16 protein-coding genes are annotated in these 17,317 nt (G+C 64.0%); 1 reads left to right on the forward strand and 15 read right to left on the reverse strand.

The genetic code is table 11. From position 1 onward, the window contains the following. Positions 1-500: 500 nt before the first annotated feature. Both MLE18_RS13565 and MLE18_RS13570 read right to left on the reverse strand, forming a co-directional pair. Entirely contained in the window at positions 501-722 is a 222-nt protein-coding gene (locus MLE18_RS13565; RefSeq protein ID WP_243439340.1) for an alkylphosphonate utilization protein, read from the reverse strand. A gap of 103 nt (positions 723-825) precedes the next feature. Beyond that, entirely contained in the window at positions 826-1,908 is a 1,083-nt protein-coding gene (locus MLE18_RS13570) for a calcium:cation antiporter (RefSeq protein WP_243439341.1), read from the reverse strand. A gap of 213 nt (positions 1,909-2,121) precedes the next feature. On the opposite strand from MLE18_RS13570, the gene MLE18_RS13575 reads away from it, so the two are divergent. Further along, complete coding sequence (locus MLE18_RS13575) at positions 2,122-2,904, forward strand: prepilin peptidase (RefSeq protein ID WP_243439342.1); 783 nt, start codon at positions 2,122-2,124, stop codon at positions 2,902-2,904. A 118-nt stretch (positions 2,905-3,022) separates the two neighbouring features. Here the strand turns inward: MLE18_RS13575 and MLE18_RS13580 are convergent, their stop codons facing one another. The 13 genes from MLE18_RS13580 to MLE18_RS13640 all read right to left on the reverse strand — a co-directional run bounded on the left by MLE18_RS13580 (position 3,023) and on the right by MLE18_RS13640 (position 17,140). Next, positions 3,023-3,625 (reverse strand): lytic transglycosylase domain-containing protein, encoded by a 603-nt coding sequence (locus MLE18_RS13580; protein WP_243439343.1) that lies wholly within the window; start codon positions 3,623-3,625, stop codon positions 3,023-3,025. A gap of 123 nt (positions 3,626-3,748) precedes the next feature. Beyond that, on the reverse strand, positions 3,749-5,194 hold the full coding sequence (locus MLE18_RS13585; protein WP_243439344.1) for an L-type lectin family protein: 1,446 nt from the start codon (positions 5,192-5,194) through the stop codon (positions 3,749-3,751). A gap of 14 nt (positions 5,195-5,208) precedes the next feature. Then, the gene (locus MLE18_RS13590; RefSeq protein ID WP_243439345.1) at positions 5,209-5,694 is read right to left on the reverse strand and encodes a prepilin-type N-terminal cleavage/methylation domain-containing protein; all 486 of its coding nucleotides are present in this window, start codon (positions 5,692-5,694) and stop codon (positions 5,209-5,211) included. After that, on the reverse strand, positions 5,691-6,089 hold the full coding sequence (locus MLE18_RS13595; RefSeq protein WP_243439346.1) for a type II secretion system protein: 399 nt from the start codon (positions 6,087-6,089) through the stop codon (positions 5,691-5,693). The genes MLE18_RS13590 and MLE18_RS13595 overlap by 4 nt, the downstream gene beginning before the upstream one ends. A 12-nt stretch (positions 6,090-6,101) precedes the next feature. Continuing rightward, the gene (locus MLE18_RS13600) at positions 6,102-6,512 is read right to left on the reverse strand and encodes a pilus assembly FimT family protein (protein ID WP_243439347.1); all 411 of its coding nucleotides are present in this window, start codon (positions 6,510-6,512) and stop codon (positions 6,102-6,104) included. Between the two features lie 347 nt (positions 6,513-6,859). After that, a complete protein-coding gene (locus MLE18_RS13605) occupies positions 6,860-7,306 on the reverse strand; it encodes a prepilin-type N-terminal cleavage/methylation domain-containing protein (protein WP_243439348.1) in 447 nt (148 codons plus the stop codon). 742 nt (positions 7,307-8,048) lie between these two features. Next, on the reverse strand, positions 8,049-9,380 hold the full coding sequence (locus MLE18_RS13610; RefSeq protein ID WP_243439349.1) for a sigma-54 interaction domain-containing protein: 1,332 nt from the start codon (positions 9,378-9,380) through the stop codon (positions 8,049-8,051). Further along, positions 9,380-10,603, reverse strand: a complete 1,224-nt coding sequence (locus tag MLE18_RS13615; RefSeq protein ID WP_243439350.1) for a type II secretion system F family protein — start codon at positions 10,601-10,603, stop codon at positions 9,380-9,382. The genes MLE18_RS13610 and MLE18_RS13615 overlap by 1 nt, the downstream gene beginning before the upstream one ends. A 4-nt stretch (positions 10,604-10,607) precedes the next feature. Continuing rightward, entirely contained in the window at positions 10,608-12,179 is a 1,572-nt protein-coding gene (locus MLE18_RS13620; RefSeq protein WP_243439351.1) for an AAA family ATPase, read from the reverse strand. Further along, positions 12,180-14,024, reverse strand: coding sequence for a type IV pilus secretin PilQ (pilQ, locus tag MLE18_RS13625; RefSeq protein ID WP_243439352.1), 1,845 nt, complete (start codon positions 14,022-14,024; stop codon positions 12,180-12,182). Positions 14,025-14,057: 33 nt separating this feature from the next. Continuing rightward, entirely contained in the window at positions 14,058-14,549 is a 492-nt protein-coding gene (locus tag MLE18_RS13630) for a general secretion pathway protein GspB (protein WP_243439353.1), read from the reverse strand. A 2-nt stretch (positions 14,550-14,551) separates the two neighbouring features. Then, positions 14,552-15,091, reverse strand: a complete 540-nt coding sequence (gene pilO / locus MLE18_RS13635) for a type 4a pilus biogenesis protein PilO (RefSeq protein ID WP_243439354.1) — start codon at positions 15,089-15,091, stop codon at positions 14,552-14,554. After that, a complete protein-coding gene (locus tag MLE18_RS13640) occupies positions 15,092-17,140 on the reverse strand; it encodes a type IV pilus biogenesis protein PilM (RefSeq protein ID WP_243439355.1) in 2,049 nt (682 codons plus the stop codon). Between the last annotated feature and the right edge of the window lie 177 nt (positions 17,141-17,317).

Below are 17,317 nucleotides of genomic sequence, written 5' to 3' on the forward strand. Positions count from 1 at the left end.
CCAAAGACGAAAGGGTATGCTTACATTTCAGAATCACCCGACTCGCTATTTAATTGTCAAAGACCTTGACCGCGTTTTCATGCGCGGGGAAGCGTTTCTACGCCGCCCGGCTCGCGGTGTCAACGACTTATTTCGTTGACGCTCAATCTTCAGTTTTCAATCCCGCCGCAGCACTCGGCTCCGTCGGGCGAGGCGGCAACCTATTGGCTTCCGGCCCCCGCGTCAACAACTTTTTGCGAAGTTTTCGACACGTCCCTCAGCGGCCCAGGGTCTCCCCCTTCCCGCAGCGGGCCGAACTTCCTACCGAAGCCCGGTCGCCGTGTCAACCGCCAATCGCGTCCAGTTGTCAATTTTTTCATCCCGCCCCGGGTGGGCTCGCGCCCTCCCGCAGCGGGAGAGGCTGTCTAGCTGTACCAGGTCCCCGCGTCAACTGCTTTTCCGCAACCAGCGGAACTTTTTTAGGATTCCGGGCAGGGCCGAAGCCGCAAGACCTCTACCCGCTAGGCCTTTTTCAGAAAGGCAGTTTTGAGCACCAGGCCTTTCACCTTCTCCGCGTTGCACTCGATCTCGCCCGCGTCGTCCGTGAGGCGGATGTTCTTGATGAGAGTGCCGCGCTTGAGCGTGACCGAGGTCCCCTTGACCTTGAGATCCTTGATGAGCAGGACGCTGTCGCCGTCTTTGAGCAGGGTGCCGTTACTGTCCTTCACTTTCAGCTCGTCCATAGAATGATCCTCCGTGGAGTGTGTCCGGCCGGGTGGCCTCGCCGGCGGGCGCACACTGGCAGAACGCTGGCGCGCCATCAAGACGTTTTCGCCGCAGGCGATACTACGGAATGATGGAAAGCAGCAGATACACGGCGAAGAGCACCAATAGAACCGCGCCCTGCAGCAGGGTGGTCCGGCCGGTGGCCAGCGAAAGCACGGACACGAACAGTGAGAGCAGGAACAGCACGGTGGACTTGGCGTCGATACCCAGCGTCAGTGTCATTCCCGTCAGCAGTGAAACCATTGCCACAGTCGGAATGGTCAGGCCTATAGTGGCCAGCGCGGAGCCCAGCGCCAGGTTGAGGCTGGTCTGCAGCCGGTTGGCGCGGGCCGCGCGCAGGGCGGCGAGCCCTTCCGGCAGGAGCACCACCGCCGCGATGATGATGCCGACCAGGCTCTTGGGCGCGCCCGCCGCCTCCACGGCCTGCTCGATGGTGGGAGCCAGGGACTTGGCCAGCAGGACCACCACCCCGAGGCAGGCCAGCAACAGCCCCCCACACGCGGCGGCTTCGCGCCGGGTGGGCGGCGGGGCGTGGCAGGCCTCGTTGGCGGTTCCCTCCTCAGGCAGGAAGTAGTCGCGGTGGCGCACGGTCTGCACCAGCACGAACGCCCCATAGAGCACGACCGTAACCCCCGCCACAAACACCATCTGTATGGTACTGTAGGAAGGGCCGGGCACCGTCTCGGCGTAGTTGGGCAGTATCAGTACCAACACCGAGATAGCTGCCAGCGTGGTCAGCGAGGCGCTCACACCGTGCAGCCCGAAGCATTGCTCCTTGAACCTGACACCGCCCATCAGCAGGCACAAGCCAACGATACCATTGAGGATGATCATCACTGCGGCGAAGACCGTGTCGCGTGCGAGGGCTGCGGTGGCCTGCCCGCCCGCGAACATGAGCGAGACAATGAGCGAGGCTTCGATCACCGTGACCGCGATGGCCAGCACCAGAGTTCCGAACGGCTCGCCCACCCGGTGCGCCACCACTTCGGCGTGATGCACGCCAGCCAGCACCGCCCATATCAAGGCGGCCGCAAGCAGGAGCAGGTACCAACCGCCAAGGCCGAGCGCAGATCCGGCGTAGAGCGCCCAGGCCACAGCCGGGGCCGCGATCGTCCATTTGGGTATCATCACGGCGTGTTTCATGACCGGACACTACAACACCCGCATCGGATCGGGCAATTGCATCCGCAGGGGGAGCCCTCCGAGATGATGGACCCAGCCTCTTCGGCTATGCCTCAAAGGCGGTCGAGGTATCCCGTGAAGGCGATGGCCACGGCGGACGGAATCTGGTTCCGAGTCCTCTATTGTTGCCAGGAAGGCTTTGGCGTACGCTGCCAGAAAAAACGGGATGGTTTCATGTTTCCGAAAGAACTGCTGCCGCTGTTTCCCTGGATGGCCGGGGTTCTCGGGCTGGTGCTCGGGAGCTTCTATACGGTGTGCGTGCACCGCTACCTCACGGAGCAGTCCATTGTGTTCCCTGGGTCGCACTGCCCTCACTGCAAGGGCAAGCTGCGCTGGTGGGAGAACGTCCCCCTGCTCTCCTACATCCTGCTGCGCGGCCGTTGCGCCCGGTGCAAGGCGCCCATCTCCTGGCGCTACCCGCTCATGGAGGCTTTGAGCTGCGCCTGGGCCGTGGCCATCGCCATCAAGTTCGGCCCCGGCCTGACCTGGCTCGCGCTCATGGCCGTGGGCGGTGTGTTCCTGGTGGCCTCCTTCATCGACCTGGTGCTCTTCATCCTGCCGGACATGCTCACTTACCCCGGCGCGGTCCTCGGCGTGGGCACGGGCATCTTCTGCCTGGGCCTGACTTGGGACCAGAGCCTCATCGGGGCGGCGGGCGGCTTCGGCATGTTCTGGGTGCTGCGCTTCGTGCACATGCGCCTGCGCGGCGTGGAGGGCCTGGGCCTGGGCGACGTGAAGCTCATGCTCATGATCGGCGGATTGACCGGCTGGATGGTCCTGCCCGCGGCGGTGCTCTTCGGGGCGGTGGCGGCGCTGGTGCTGGCTCCGCTGTTCAAGCTGGCCTGGAAGGAGCAAGGCCCCCTGCGCATCCCCTTCGGCCCGTTCCTGTGCCTGGGGTGCATGGCCGCCCTGCTCTGGGGTGGGAAGTTCATGGCCGCCCTGGCGGGCAAGATGTAAGATGGAGGGCCGGGCGGACTGGTTCCGGCAGGCACCCCAAGGACGATGAACACGTCCGGTACCGGCGGCGCGTGCGCCCTGGCCGGGATGGGGTCAGGCCGCAGGCGTGAGGATGCGCTCAGATGGCCTTGCCGTAGCGCGCCTTGACCTTCTCGATGTACGATTTCGTCTCCGCGATGGGCGGCACGCCGCCGCAGCGGCTCACGGCGCCAGGCCCGGCGTTGTAGGCGGCCAGGGCCAGGAGCACGTTGCCCCCGAAGCGGTCCAGCAACTGGCGCATGTAGCGTGACCCAGCCTCGATGTTCTTCGCCGCGTCGAAGCTGTCCTTGAGCTTCAGGTCCTGCGCGGTGCCGGGCATGATCTGCATCAGGCCCTGCGCCCCCTTGGGCGAAACCGCCCGCACCTGAAATCCCGACTCCACCTCCACCATGGCCATCACCAGCGATGGGTCCAGCCCGTAGCGCCCGGCTTCCTTGACGATGATGGCCGCGATCTGGGCCCTGTCGGCCCCCTTGGGGATGCGAAAGTAGAAATACGGCCTGTACTCGGATGTGGTCTGGATGTCGGTGAGATGCACCGTGCCGGACGGGTCCTGGTAGTGGTAGATGGTCTGCGCGCGTGCCGGGGTTCCGACGCACAGCAGCGCCAGCGCCGCGGCCATAATGGCCGCGACCCGTGCTCCGTTCGCCTTCTTCCGGCTCATGTTCTTGCGATGCGGCATGACCTCATCCCTTTGCATGTCAAAATGCAAGAATCCAGCCACTGCCTTTTGGCTGGATTCTTGTCGAAAATCAAGCACCGCAACCTGCTTTTCAGCAGCCGACCCGGAAAGCATCCGGCAGGATCAACGCATGCCGATCTTGGGGATGGAGAAAGTGTACTGGCCCGTCTGCGCGCCCGTGGACACCTGGTAGCCGAACACGAAGAACTGGAACATGGTGTGCTCGGCTGCCGTCAGGTACAGGGTGTACTGCATGGTGGGGCTAGTCCCCGTATAATCTGTGCCGATGTCGTTGCATCCAGCGCCCGTGCAGTTCTGCCACGTTTTGATCACGTAGGCGTACATGTTGTAATACGCGCTGGTGGAGTTGGTGGAGACCACCGCTGTGGGCCTGATCACCTCGACACGCACGGGCACGGGGCTTGCCGTGCCCACCATGTTGGTGCGTGTGATTGACAGCAGGCCGGGCCTGCCCGAGCCGCCGGGGTCATTGTCGCTGCCATCGGGGTTGAATGGCCGGTAGTCGGTCTTGTCGTTGGCGCCGCCGAAGTTGTGCACGTTGTCGTCGTACCCGTAATAGGATGACGTGGAATAGGAGTTGGTGGGTGCCACCGTGGCGTTGGTGCCGATGCTCCAAGTACTGCCCCAGAACACGTTGCCCAGATGGTGGTTGTCCGGGTCGTTGCGGCCGTCGCTGCTGACTGTCGGCGAGCCGGAGTGCCCGGAGTTCGTGTAGATGTCGAACTCCACGCCGATTTTGGGCGGGCGCAAGCCCAGGCCGTGGCCCCAGTAGGGGTAGCCCGGCCCGGCGTAGCCCAGGAACGAACCGTGGGAAACGCCAGCCTGTGGCCCGCCCGCGTCTCGGGGACCGTTCCAGGTGCCGTTCTTGATGGCGAAGATGAAGCCGTCCGCATTGGACCCTGCGGAGATGTTGTAGGTGAAATAGACCCGGATGCCGCGCAGCAGGCTGCCCACGCCGTTGTTGAAGTTGGCGCTCGCCACCTGGTTGCCGGTGCCCGCGCGCGTGGGGTCGAAGCTGATGCCCGCCGTGTAGTCGTTGAGCGAACTGGAGCTGACCGAAACGCTGGTGGGAGAAGCCGTGGCTACGCCCTGCTTTGTCTGCACGATGTAGACGCCCGTGCCGCTGTCCGGGGCGTTGATCACGTTGGTGACGGAATATTTCGCTTCGAAGGGCTCCCCTTCGTTCACCGTGCCCACTGAGGTGACCACATAGTCGTAGGCGTTGCTGGGACTGGTGGTGACGGTGAGCTCGATCTTGTTTCCAGTGCCCAGACCGGTGGTGATGGTCCTGCCGTTGAGGATGGTCAGCGGGGTGTTGGTGGCCCCGCTCAGGATGTTCGAGGCGTAGTTGGCCGCGTAGTTGATGCCGGATTCGGCCAGGAAACGGGCCTGGTTGTCGAACGTGAGCATCATCTCGTTCTTGACGGCCGTGGTGGACATGTTCAGCACCGCCGTGGACAGCGAGGCCATGATGGTGATCACAGCGATCACCCAGATCAGCGAGAAGCCCGACTGGCGGGTAGCGTGCGTGCCGTGTCCCATGCTCATGTCGCTGAACCTTCCTATTGGAACCGTTGCGAGTTCAGCTCGATCTTCGCCGTATACGTCTTCGTCACAGTGGCCTTCGGCCCGACGATCTGCACCTGTATGCTCACCGCGGCCGGAACGGCCGGAGAGGCCCCGTAGTTCGGGGCCGTGGTCGTGAATGCCGTCACGTTGTTCAGCAGCGTGTTGCCGTTGAGCAGCAGGTTGGTGCCTGTGCGCTGAATGGTCGATTGGCTCGCGTCCGTCCGGTAATAGTAGGTGATGGTGTTGCTCGCCAGCGAGTAGCTCCGCTTGGTGTCCAGATTGGACACTTCATGGATGATGCGCGTCAAGGCGGCCTGGGCGTTCTCGGCCGCGGCGGACACGGCGCGCTCCTGAAGGAAGCCCTGCGTCACGTTGGCCATGATGCCCAGCCCTCCGGCCGCCACAATGGCCAGGATGACCACCGTGACGACCACCTCCAGTACGGAGAAGCCGCGTTCCGTTTTCCTTGCCTGCTTCATAACTGCCTGGTGAAGACGACCGTCGCGCTCTCGCCCGTTGCGTTGTTCTTGATGGTGACCAGCAAGGCCGTGTCTGTATCCGTGGCGTCGAACTTGTAGTTGGGATTCTTCGTGATGGTGTAGGCGGCGCTCAGCCCGTAGTTCCCGTTGACGATGCGGGCGTTGAGCGCGGAGAGGTCATGCTGGTATTGGGCCGAGTTGTTGCCGCCGTAGTCGGCGACGATGCTGGCCATGATGGACTGCACGCTCAGGGGCGTGGGCATTCTGCTGAGCGGCTCCGTGCCCCGGGTAATGCCGGAGAGGAAATACGGCACCACCATGGCCGCCATCACAGCCAGGAGCGTGAGGGTCACGATGAGTTCGATCAGGGCGAAGCCGTTGCGTGCGCGTTTCATGGCCCTCTCCGCTCAGGGTATGAAGCCCGTCTCGGTGGTGATGGTCACCGGGCTTTGGGGGAATCCCGCCACCACGTAGGACATGGTGCCCGATGGCCTGCCCCGGTTATCGAAGGTGGTGGTGCCCGCCGCCACCCCGGCGGTGGAGAAGCTGAGCGTGAAGCTTGTGGGCACGGGGGCGTTCCTTTGCACCGTGCAGTTCTGGCCGTCCACCTGGACCTGCCAGGTGTAGATGTCCGTCATGGCCCTGGTATGCGCGTAGCGCAGGTTGGACTTGAGCGTCTCCGCGTCCGAGATGGCGTCAGAGTTGAGCTTGGAGTAGCGCGCCAAGGCCAGGGCGGAGAGCATGGCCACGAGCACCAGGGTCAGGATCGTATCCCAAAGGGTGAATCCGTGTTGGTCCGTCCGCTTGAAAGATCGCATCGTATCGCCTCCAGAACGCCGGGGCAACGGCTCGCTGGCCTCCCCGGGTTCCCGTCGCCAGAGTGATACACAAAAACGCCGTCCCCATTTTCCACTCCGCAGTCCTGCGGTCAAGCCCATGCGGGCCATGCGGGCATCCCGCCCTCAACCGGATGTGCCTTCCTCTGTGTCTTCCTCAACGGGTCAAGCCGAACCCCGGAAGGTCCGGCCAGCGATCCGTTGGGCGGCTGTCCCGGCTGGTCGAGTGGCCGCCGCCACCGGCGATCTCTCGACCAGCCGGGCGGGCAGGTTTCCCTGTCCGCCCGGATTTTTTCAACTGTGCCCGGGCGCGCCCCCGGACCAGCCGTTTACTGGAAGGTAACCGTCTTTTGGTAGGTGCCAGGAGCGGCGGGCAGGTTGTTCACGACCGCGTCGCCGTTAGTAGAGCCGGGAGCAGCGCCGCCCAGCGCGATCGTGATGCCGGTGGCGCCCTGCGCGGCGTAAGTCACCGTGAAGTCGCCCACGGTCAGGTAGCCGTTCGCGGCGTTATTCAGGTCGGTGACCGCGTTGCCGACAGCGGCTGCGGAGGCGTCGCCCTGCAGCAGGCGGCTGGAGTACACCAGAGTGGCGTTGGAGGCGCCAGCACCCAGGGCGCCCTGCACCGCGTTGACGGCGGCCTGCTGCTGCATGGCCAGGTACTTGGGAACGGCCACGGCGGCCAACATGCCCAGGATGACGAGCACAGCGATGATTTCGATCAAGGTGAAGCCGCTCTGAGCCTTGCCGTTGTTGATGGTGCGGGTGGTGATGTTCATGGTGTCCTCCAAAGAGTGTTTGAAATTTTCCGCCTCACCGAGGCGTCCCCTCTCTCCGGCCCTCTCGCCTTGGCAGGCGTTGTTCAACTTTTCGTCGCCGCCGGTGCCGCGCAGCGATGCAGGCCATAAAGCATCCGCCGTGCCAACCCTCGTCACCACACTGTAAAATAATGATATAATTTACTTTAAACAATAATCGCGCAACCGATTGCGCGATGAAGCACACCCCAATTCTCCAATTCTTGGAGCCGCCCCAACACGGCGTGCGGCCGCTGTCTCGGGCTTCATGAATCAGTCATTAAGGATCGTCCATGTTTGCAAGGACTTGCCAACTGGTTCCTGGACAGAAGTAAATTTCGTCAACGCAAGCCGAACGCGGCCTCTCAACCTGATTTGTCGAAGGAATTTTCGATCTCTCTGGCGAAGATTCAGGCCATTTCGATGGGGCGCCAAACCAGGGTTCACACAATGCCACATGATTTCAGAGAGTAACGGCAGACTGGACCATTCCGGTCTGCCCTCGTCGCTCAAATAAAATAATCGCGGACATGCGGGACGGCGGCAAGTCAGTGGGGTGGAAGGGAAACGGCGTTCACCCGGGTGACGGCCAGGAGGCGTCCAGGAGGAGGCCACGGCGGCCGGTAGGAATAGGACAACACACACAGCGGCGCTTCTCAGAGCGACACCGCGTTCTGAGGGACGGCCATCCAGGGAGCCGAAACGGCTGCTATGAGCGGGGAAATCAACCTTGCTTGTAGGCGGAAGGGTCCAGCCCGTATTTCTTCACCCGGTGCCAGAGGCTGCGCTCCTTGATGCCCAGCATCCCGGCTGCCCTGGCCTGGACCCCCTGGCAGCGGATCAGGGCCGCAACGATGAGGCCCTTTTCGATCTCTTCGAGCCTGTCGTCCAGGTCCTTGGTCTTGGCATCGGGCTGGTCCGGCATGGGCGGCGCGGCGGCGTTGGTCAGGCGGACTTGCGTGGGGAGATGCTCGGCCAGCACCTCGCCGTGCTCCCCGGCCAGCACCACGGCGCGCTCCAGGGTGTTGCGCAGCTCGCGCACGTTGCCGGGCCAGGCATAGGCCATCAGCAGCTGCAAAGCCTCGGTGGAGATGCTCAGGTTCTGCCCGAAGCGGTCCAGAAAGTGGGTGGCCAGCAGGGGGATGTCCGCCGGGCGCACGCGCAGGGGCGGGAGCTTCAGCGGGAACACGTTGAGCCTGTGGTAGAGGTCCTCGCGGAACTCGTTCTTCTCGATCATCTCCTGCAGGTTCTTGTTGGTGGCGGCCACCAGGCGCACGTTGAAGCGCACGGGCTTGTCGCCGCCGACCCTGTGGGCCTCGCCGTTCTCCAGGGCGCGCAGGATCTTGGCCTGGGTCTCCACGGGCATGTCCCCGATTTCGTCCAGGAAGAGCGTGCCCCCGTTGGCCTGCTCGAACTTGCCCTTCTTCATGGCCAGGGCGCCGGTGAAGGCCCCCTTCTCGTGGCCGAAGAGTTCGCTTTCCATGAGCCCCGGGGGGATGGCCGCGCAGTTCACTGCCACGAAGGGTTTATCCTTGCGCTTGGAGTGGGTGTGGATCGTGTTGGCGAAGAGGTCCTTGCCGGTGCCGGATTCGCCGGTGAGCAGCACCGTGGCGTCGGTGGGCGACACCTTGGCCACCTGCGCGAGAACGCCGCGCAGGATGCGGCTCTCGCCCAGTATTTCCGGGAACAGCGCCTTGGCGTCCAGGTTTTCGAGCACCTGGGTGACGTGCTCGAACATCTGGCTCATGGCCTCGAGCTCCGTCCCCTTGGCGTGGGTCACGGACCGCGCAGGCTCGGTGAGCACGCTGATCCTGCTGGCGCGGTCCAGAAAGCGGCGCACTGGGCGCAGAAGCAGCAGGGCGAAAAACAGGGTGACGGCGAATACGCCGCCTCCCGTGAAGCTGGCGATCCAGTACATCCTGCCCGGCCCAACGCTCAGCCCGGGGAAGACCTCGCCCAACACGACTTCCGCAGCGATGACGCCAAGCCCCGCGACCCCTCCGAGGATGAAGGGGATCAGAATCCCAAGGGATATATCTACTCTGAAATCACGCATTATTTCAACATCTTCGTCATATCCCACATGGGCATGTAGATGGCCAGGGCGAAAAAGCCCACCACGCCCGCCAAGCCAAGGATCAGGATCGGGTTGAGGGCGGCGGACAGGCTCGCCACGGCGTACTCCACCTCGTCGTCGTAATGGTTGGCCACGGCCTGAAGCATCTCCTCCAAGTTGCCCGACTCCTCGCCCACGGAGACCATGTTGATGACCATGGGGGTGAAGTGCTTGGTCTGACGGAACGGCGGCGAAAGGCCGCGCCCCTCCTTGAGCTGGGCTTTGATCTGGGCGAACTCCAGGGCGATGGCCGAGTTGCCGATGGTGCCGCCCAGAATGTCCAGGATGGAGAGGACCGACACGCCGCTCGCTTGCAGGATGGCGAAAATCGCCGCGAAACGGGCCATGGCCGCCTTGGTGAACAAGGGGCCGAATATGGGGGCCCGCAGCCAGAAGCGGTCCCACATCAGCCTGCCGCGCTCCGTCTTGAGGAACTTCGAGAAAGCGAACAGCCCCACAATGACCCCGGCGAGCAGGTAATACCCGTACGCCGCGAAGAAATCATACAAACCGATGGCCACGACCGTGGGCCAGGGCAGCTCGATCTTCACCTTGGCGAAGATGCCCACGAACTTGGGGATGACGAAGGTCAGCAGCACGTAGAACGCCAGGGCCAGGACCACGACCACCGTAATGGGATACTGCAACGCTGACTTGATGTCCGACTTGACCTTGCGCTCGTGCTCGATGAGGTAGATCAGCCGGTGCAGCACCTCGGGCAGGGTGCCAGACTCCTCACCCGCCCTGACCATGTTGCGGTACAGGTTGGAGAAGATCTTGGGGTGGGCTGAAAACGCCTCGTACAGGGTCCTGCCCTGCTTGATGGCCGCGTTCATCTCGCTGCAGATGCGCTTGAGCTTCTTGTTTTCCGTCTGCTCTTCAAGGATGCGCAATATTTCAAGGATCGAGAGGCCGGCCTGGAGCATGGTCCTGAACTGTTTGGTGAACAGGATCAGGTCCTTGTCCGTGATGCTGGTCATGTCGACCATCTTCTCTTCGATCCAGCCGGAAAAGCCCATCTCCGCGTTGCCCTGGGCGAGCGATACGGGGATGTAGCCCAAGGCCAGCAGCTTGCGCTGGGCCTGGTCGATGGTTTCCGCTTCCAGAGTTCCCCGGACGGTCTGCCCGGTTTCGCTCTGCGCCTGATAGGAAAAAGTTGGCATGGTATTATTTGAGGACTATTCGAAGTCCGGTAGGGGTCTTTTCAACCTGGGGCGCGGATGCGCCAGCCGAGGAGTCTTGGAGGTAGATCGCAATCCTCAGCTTATCAGGATGGACAGCGCTACGCACTTTGTCAACCCGCGAAGATCCCACCTGCACCTCGCGGTCGGCCCGGCGCTCCCAGAGGCCGGGGATGTCCAGCACGAAGCGTGCGGGGTGGGCCTTGAACCCTATCTCGAAGCGCTCCACCGGCCTGTCCCCGAAAATTTCTATCCTGTCCGTCCCTTCGAGCAGCGTGGCGCGCACACCGTTGAACTGCATGGGGCCGGACGGGCGTTGGGCCGCCTGATCAGCTGACTCCACGGGCACGGGCTCTCCGCCTGCGCCGGGGTCGATGGTGGTCACAACCACCGGAGCGACCTGACGCTCCGTGGCCTGGGGGGCGCTCTGCGGCTCGGCATTGGCCTGGGGCGGCTGGGCCTGCCCCGTGGGCGCCTTGCCCTGCTGCGGGGCATCCAAGGCCCCCTGGGCGGGGGCTGCGGGTTTCTGCTCCAGCGCGCCGCCCTTCCCCTTGCCGAACCAGGACCCCACATCCGGCAGGGTGAGCTGGGGCATCGCAAATTCCGGCAGCACGCCTCCCAGGCGCCGAACCTCCAGGGGCGGCCCCCCGTAATAACTCCAACCCACCAGGGCAGCGAGCAACAGGACGGCCGCGGCCAGCAGGCGCGGCCAGCGCCTGCGCCTGGGCAGCCCCAGGGTGCGCCAGCGCATGCAGCTGCGCACCACGCCCCAGGTGACGCGGGGCTTCTCCTTGATGATCACGGCCAGTAGGGCCTGATGGCACAGCTGCAGGATCTGGCGGGGGAAGCCGTCCGTTGCCAGGTAGACCCCCACGAAGGCTCCGAAGGTGAACAGGCCCTCGGGCGAAATATCCTTGGCGCACATGGCCAGGCGGGCCTGGATCAGGTCACGCGTGGAGCGGAAGTCCAGCGGGCCCAGGCGGAAGCGCATGTTCACCCTGTCGGCCAGGTTTGCCTTGGACTCCAGGATGGGCTCGAACTCAAGCTGCGCGAAGATGACGATCTGCAGCAGCTTGTGCTGGGTGGTCTCGAAGTTGAGCAGTTCGCGCAATATTTCCAGGCATTCCAGAGAAATTTTCTGCCCCTCGTCCACGATGAGGGCCACCAGCCTGTCCTGCTCCACGGCCAGGGTCCACAGGGCGCTCTTGATGTGCTCGCGCAGCTGCCAGTCGCTGGCCTGGACGGCCTGGGCCTCCGCCAGGCCGAAGAAACCGGCCAAGTGGATCAGGAATTCGCGCGCGTCTGAAAAGGACGGGTCCAGCACCAGGTGGGTCACCACGCCCTGGCGGTTTCCCAGCATGCGGATGAGCTGCCGGCACAGGGTGGTCTTGCCAGTGCCCACGTGGCCCGTGACAACGCACAGGCCGCGCTTGAGCCGCAGTGCAATCTCCAGGGCCTGGAGGCATTCCTTGTGCTGCGGCGCGTTGTAGAACAGGTCGGGGTCCGGCGAGTTGGAGAAGGGCTCCCGCCGGAGATTCAACAATTCGAAGTAGCGCATCTAGCCGCCGATCCTCCCGGACTGCGGCGTGGTCGAGGGCATGCCCAGCGGCATGGGCTGGCGCTCCGGCGAACCGGCAGGCGACGGTTTCGTCGCCGGCCCCGCGGGCGCGGGGCTGGCGCTTCTGGGCGCCGCGGGTTCCGGCATTCCGGACTTCACGGGCGCGCCCGGGTCAGCGCCGGAACCTTTGAGGATCGTCGGCGTGATGAACACCAGGATGTCCTGCTTGGAGGACTGCTTGGTCGTTTCCTTGAACAGGTAGCCCGCCACCGGGATGTCCTTCAATCCCGGCAAGCCCTGCTCGCCCTTGCTGCGGGTGTTCTTGGCCAGGCCGGAGATGATGATGGTGGCCCCGTCCTCCACGATGAGGGTGGTGTTGGTCTCCTTCTTGCGGATGGGCGGGTTGCCCTGCACCCACTGAGACTGGTCGGCGACCACCTCGTCGTTCTTGATGATCAGCTTCATGCGCAGGTTCTTGCCGTCGATCACGTGCGGGGTCATCTCCAGGCGCAGCACCGCGTCCACGAACTGCACGTTGGTGCCGTTCTGCGAGACGGAGACGTAGGGGATCTTCTCGCCGTTCTCGGTGAAGGCCATGGCGTTGTCCAGGGTGGTCAGCGAAGGCTCGGAGACGATGTTCAGCTTGCCCTCCCTGGCCAGGGCGGTCAGCTGCATCTGCAGGATGTTGCCGTTGACCATGCCCCACACGAAGTTCAGCGCCGTGCCCTGCGCCCCAAGGCCGGTGGCCGAGGACGTGATGGACGCCGGGTAGTTGAAGGCGTAGCCCATGCTTTGGGGACCCAGCCCGTAGATGGGCGTCGTGGTCCGGACGCCTTCCGAATCCACAGCGGTGTTGTTGCCGGAAAGGACATAGGCCTTGTTGCCGTCCATGCCCGTGGCGCGGAAGAAACCGCCCCACTGGAAGCCCAGGTCGAAGAGCGAATCCCGGGTGGCCTCCACGATGAAGGCCTTGAGGTGCACCTGGAGCCTGGGCTCGTCGAGCTTCTCCACCAGTTTCACGAGCATCTCGGCGTGCTCGCGCGTGGCCTGGATGATGATGGAACTGGAGTGCTTGTCCGCCACCACCGTGCCCTTGATCTTGCCGGCCAGTTCGTCGCCGCCTGAAGAGGCGCCGCCGCCAGGGAGGCCCCCCGCGCCCGCGGCGCCCCCCGCTCCCCCTGCGCCGCCGGAGGCGCCGGTGGGGGCCAGGTAGCCCTTGAGCGTTTTTTCAAGTTCCGTCACGTCGGCGTAGTTGACCTGCACCTTGGCCGTGACCACGGGCTCCACTGTCTTGAGCTTTTCGTTCTGGGCCATCTTGTCCTCGATGGCCTTCTTCATGGCGTTCTGGTTCTTCATGTCCTCCAGGGTCATCACGCGCAGGATCTCGCCGTCCCAGTCGTGGGAGAGGCCGTTGGCGTTGAGGATGGAGGTGAAGGCCTGGTCCCAGGGGGTGTCGCTGACGTTGATGTTCACCTTGTACTTGCCCTGGCTCTCAGGAGCCTGGAGCGAAGCCGAGAGGATGATGTTCTGGTTGGCGATGCGAGCCATGGAGCGCAGCACGGCCTGAAGGTCGGTGTTGTAGAAGTTGAGCGAGACCCGCATGGTGGGCAGGTTGCGCTTGGGCTTGGTGTCGGAGAGTTTTTCCTCGGGTTTGACCTGCAGCTGGGAGAAATCGATTTTGCGTTTCTCGGGCGTATAGGTCTTGTCCTTGGTCTCATCGGCCAGTTTCTGCCATTTCTCGATCAGGGGATCCTTGTCCTTGGGCTTGGCGCAGGCGGCCAGGGCCACGATCAGGATGCAGAGCGCCAGCCGGAAAACGGCCGCGCCTGGGCGTATAGGTCTCATTCGCACTCCTTGGCGCGTGCAGTCGCGCCCGCCCTACCGCCCCGTGAAGAAGCTGGGGTCCTGGTAGGGGATGCGTACCTTGTTCTTTCGGACGATGCCCTGGAGCACCACGGCCTCGGGCGTAATCTCGACAACTTCGAAGCCGCCGCTCTCCAACTGTTCGCCGGTCTGGTATTCGCGGCCGTTGATGACCGCAAGCGTCGCCTGACCCACGCGCACGAACCCGGTGTACTGGAACTTGTCCCGGTCCACCTGGGCCTCGGGATCGGGGGGCCGCACGGTCAGCGGGTCGCGGGTCCAGGGTTGCTGGGCGCTTTTGACGGCCTGTATCTCCCGGTCGGAAAGCTGGATCTTCTCCAGGGCCTGCAGTTGGGTCTCCCCCGCTTTCTTGGATTCGGCCAGCTGCTGCGGGGTCATCACCGAAGGCGGCGGCTTGGACGATGGCCAGAACAGGTAGCCCGCCGCCACCACGATGGCCGTGCCCATGACCGCGAGCAGGATTTTTTCGCGCTTTGAAATATCCATGCCTACTCCGCCGCCAGCCAGATCCTGATGGTGCAGTCCCTGGCTCCGCTGCCGGGCTGCAGCTTCAGGGATTCAAGGTTCTGGTAGCTGGGCAGCATGGCCAGCTCCCCCAGGAAGTCCCTGATCTTGTCCATGGAACCCCGGACGTGGATGTTCACGGCCAAAAATTTCGAGCCCTTGCCGAGCGAGGCGGGATCAGGGGTGACGGTCTGCACCTCCAGCCCGGTCTTGACGATGATTTGGGCCAGGGTGTCCGTCAGCTCGGAGACCGCCTTCTGTCCCAGGCCCTGCTTGTCGGGCAGCTTGGGCGCCGTCGCGCCGTTGGCCTTGGCTATTTCCAGCATTTTCACATAGATGGGGTGCAGCGCGCCCTGCTCGTCTATGCGGAAGCGGGTCTGCTGCATCTGGGTGTCGAGCTCCTGCAGCTTGTTGTGCATGGGCACGATGCCGAGCAGAATGAAAAGCAGCAGAACACCCGTGCCAATCAGCAGGTACAGGGCCGTCTTGGGCGGCAGATTGCCGAAGCTGGTACCGGATGCCATCTAGCGCCTCACCTGGCAGGTCAGGGTGAAACGGAGCATGTCCTCGCCGGTGGAGGTCACCTCCAGGCTGCGCTTGCTGACCGAAGGTTCGCCCAGCAGCGGGGAGGTCCTCAGCCGTACGAGATAGGCCGAGAGCAGCGATTCGAGAATCTGGCTGTCGCCCTTGACGTAGCCCTCCAGGGTCAAGGTGTCCAAATCCTCCCTGACGTTCTGCCGGGAGCCGGTCTTCTGCTTTTCCTGCTTGGGCGGCCCGTCGGGGGAAGGCTTGGGCTGTTCTTCGGCCGTGCCGAGGTCAAGCGAAATGGAATAGAGCCGGACGTTCTCCGGGGTCAGCCCGGTCACGTCCTTGAGCAGGGCGGAACCCAGGTTGCGTCCCGCGAAGGCGCGCAGGTTCTCCACCGAGGCGCGCACCTTGGAGCTGGTGGAAAGCAGCAGGGGCATGTCCACCAGGGGCCGGTATTCGCCCAGGCGGCGCTCCAGGCCCCGAAGTTCCTGCCCCTTGAAGTACGCCTCGGTCTGCTGCCAGACGAAGAAGCCCAGCACGGAGACGGCCACGCCCAGCCAGCACAGGGCCACCATGCGGTTGAGCCCTGCGATCCTGTCCTCCTCTTCCTTTTGCTTATACGTGTAGAGGAGGTTGCAGGCTCCGCGGGCCGCACCCGTGAGGCCGAGGACCAGGCTGTAGGGCAGGCGTTCGTCCAGCGTCAGGGCCGGGCCCATGACCTGGAGCCGGCCCAGGTTGTCCGGGGCCAGGGGGTCCAGATGTTCGCAGGGGACGCCCAGTTTTTCGGAGATATGCTCCAGCAGGCCTGGCCCCGCGCCCAGCGGGCCGGACAGCAGCAAGCCGCCCACCTGCTCGTTGCCGAGCGTCACCACATGGTGGGAGAAGGTCATCTGCACCTGACGCAGCAGGCGCTCCCAGGCGGGCTTGAGCATCTCCAGCACGTCCTGGACGGGAATGTCGCGCCCGGGATGGCCCTGCGGCAGGGCCTCGGGGCCGGCGGCCATGTTTTCCAACAGCAGGCGCGCTTCGGCCACGCTCAGTCCCTTGGGCTTGACCGGCTCGACCAGGAGCCCCGGCCCCATGGGTTCGAGCATGGTGGCGGCCTGCACCGTGAAAGACGGCTCCCCCCCGGCCTGCACGAAGGTCAGTTCTGGCTCGTCCTCGGCGCCTGAAGTCCCGGGGGCGTTACCCTGCGGAGCGGGCGGGGTGTACTCCTTTGAGGAATCCGAGAGGGCCTGGGCCATGGCCGACAGGCCGCCTTTGAGCACCCGTACGAACTGCAGCGTCCCGCCGCTGAATATCTCCAGCCGGGAGAACTCGCTCCCCAGGTGCAGGCAGGCCCTGGTCTGCTCGCCACCCTGCACCCACCCCCCGCGCAGCAGGTCGCGCATGGCGATGGAGGGCAGGGTGATCCCGGCCAGCGGGTAGCCCGCCTGAAGAAAGAGGTTCCTGAGCTTTTCGAACTCCTCGCGCTTCACGGTGTAGGCCAGCACGGAGAGCTTGGGAGCGCCCTTCTCCATGACCTCGCCCTGCAGCTCGTAGTCGAAGACCACATCCGCGTCGTCGAAGGAGGCCTCTTTCTTGGCGGTCCAATAGATGGCGTTGGAGATCTGCTTCTTGGCGGCCTTGGGCACCTGCAGAAACTGCAGATCCGCGCTCTCGCCCGGCACCATGGCCCAGACGTCGGCGTCGGCCTTGCCCAAAAAATCCTTGAGGGCCAGCCGCAGCACCAGCGACAGCTCAGGCGCGTCCGGCCCCTGCTCGGGGATGGGCACGGTCTTGAACTCGAGGGAGCGCGGACGCCCGGACGACAGCGAGAGCTTGACCAGGCGGAACTCCTCCGCGGTCATCTCCACGCCGACGCGTATGTTCTTGGAGCCGGAAGCGGGAGCGAGCCCGCCCTTCTTGGGCCAGGAAAAACCTCTGCGGGATTTTGCGGGCAACGGCTGTGGCGGGGGCGTGCCCTCTTGGCCGCCCTTCTTTCCCGAACCCCGGATCAGGTCCAGGAGCTTTTCGGTGGAAGATGCTTGGGATGACGAGTCCACTGCCGCGCGCTCCAATTTATCTCGCCTGTTGTTTTGCCCCATCTGTGGCGACTAATAGAGAAAAGTCAAGTGTCCAGATGCATTTTCAATGCAGGTTTCAGTGCGTCGAGGTCATATTCCAACCCCATGACCCCTGAGTGCGGGGCCGGCGTCATGTGGCCCGGAACATGCCCGGAC

Source organism: Fundidesulfovibrio soli, assembly GCF_022808695.1.
In the GTDB taxonomy this organism is placed as follows: Bacteria; Desulfobacterota; Desulfovibrionia; order Desulfovibrionales; family Desulfovibrionaceae; genus Fundidesulfovibrio; species Fundidesulfovibrio soli.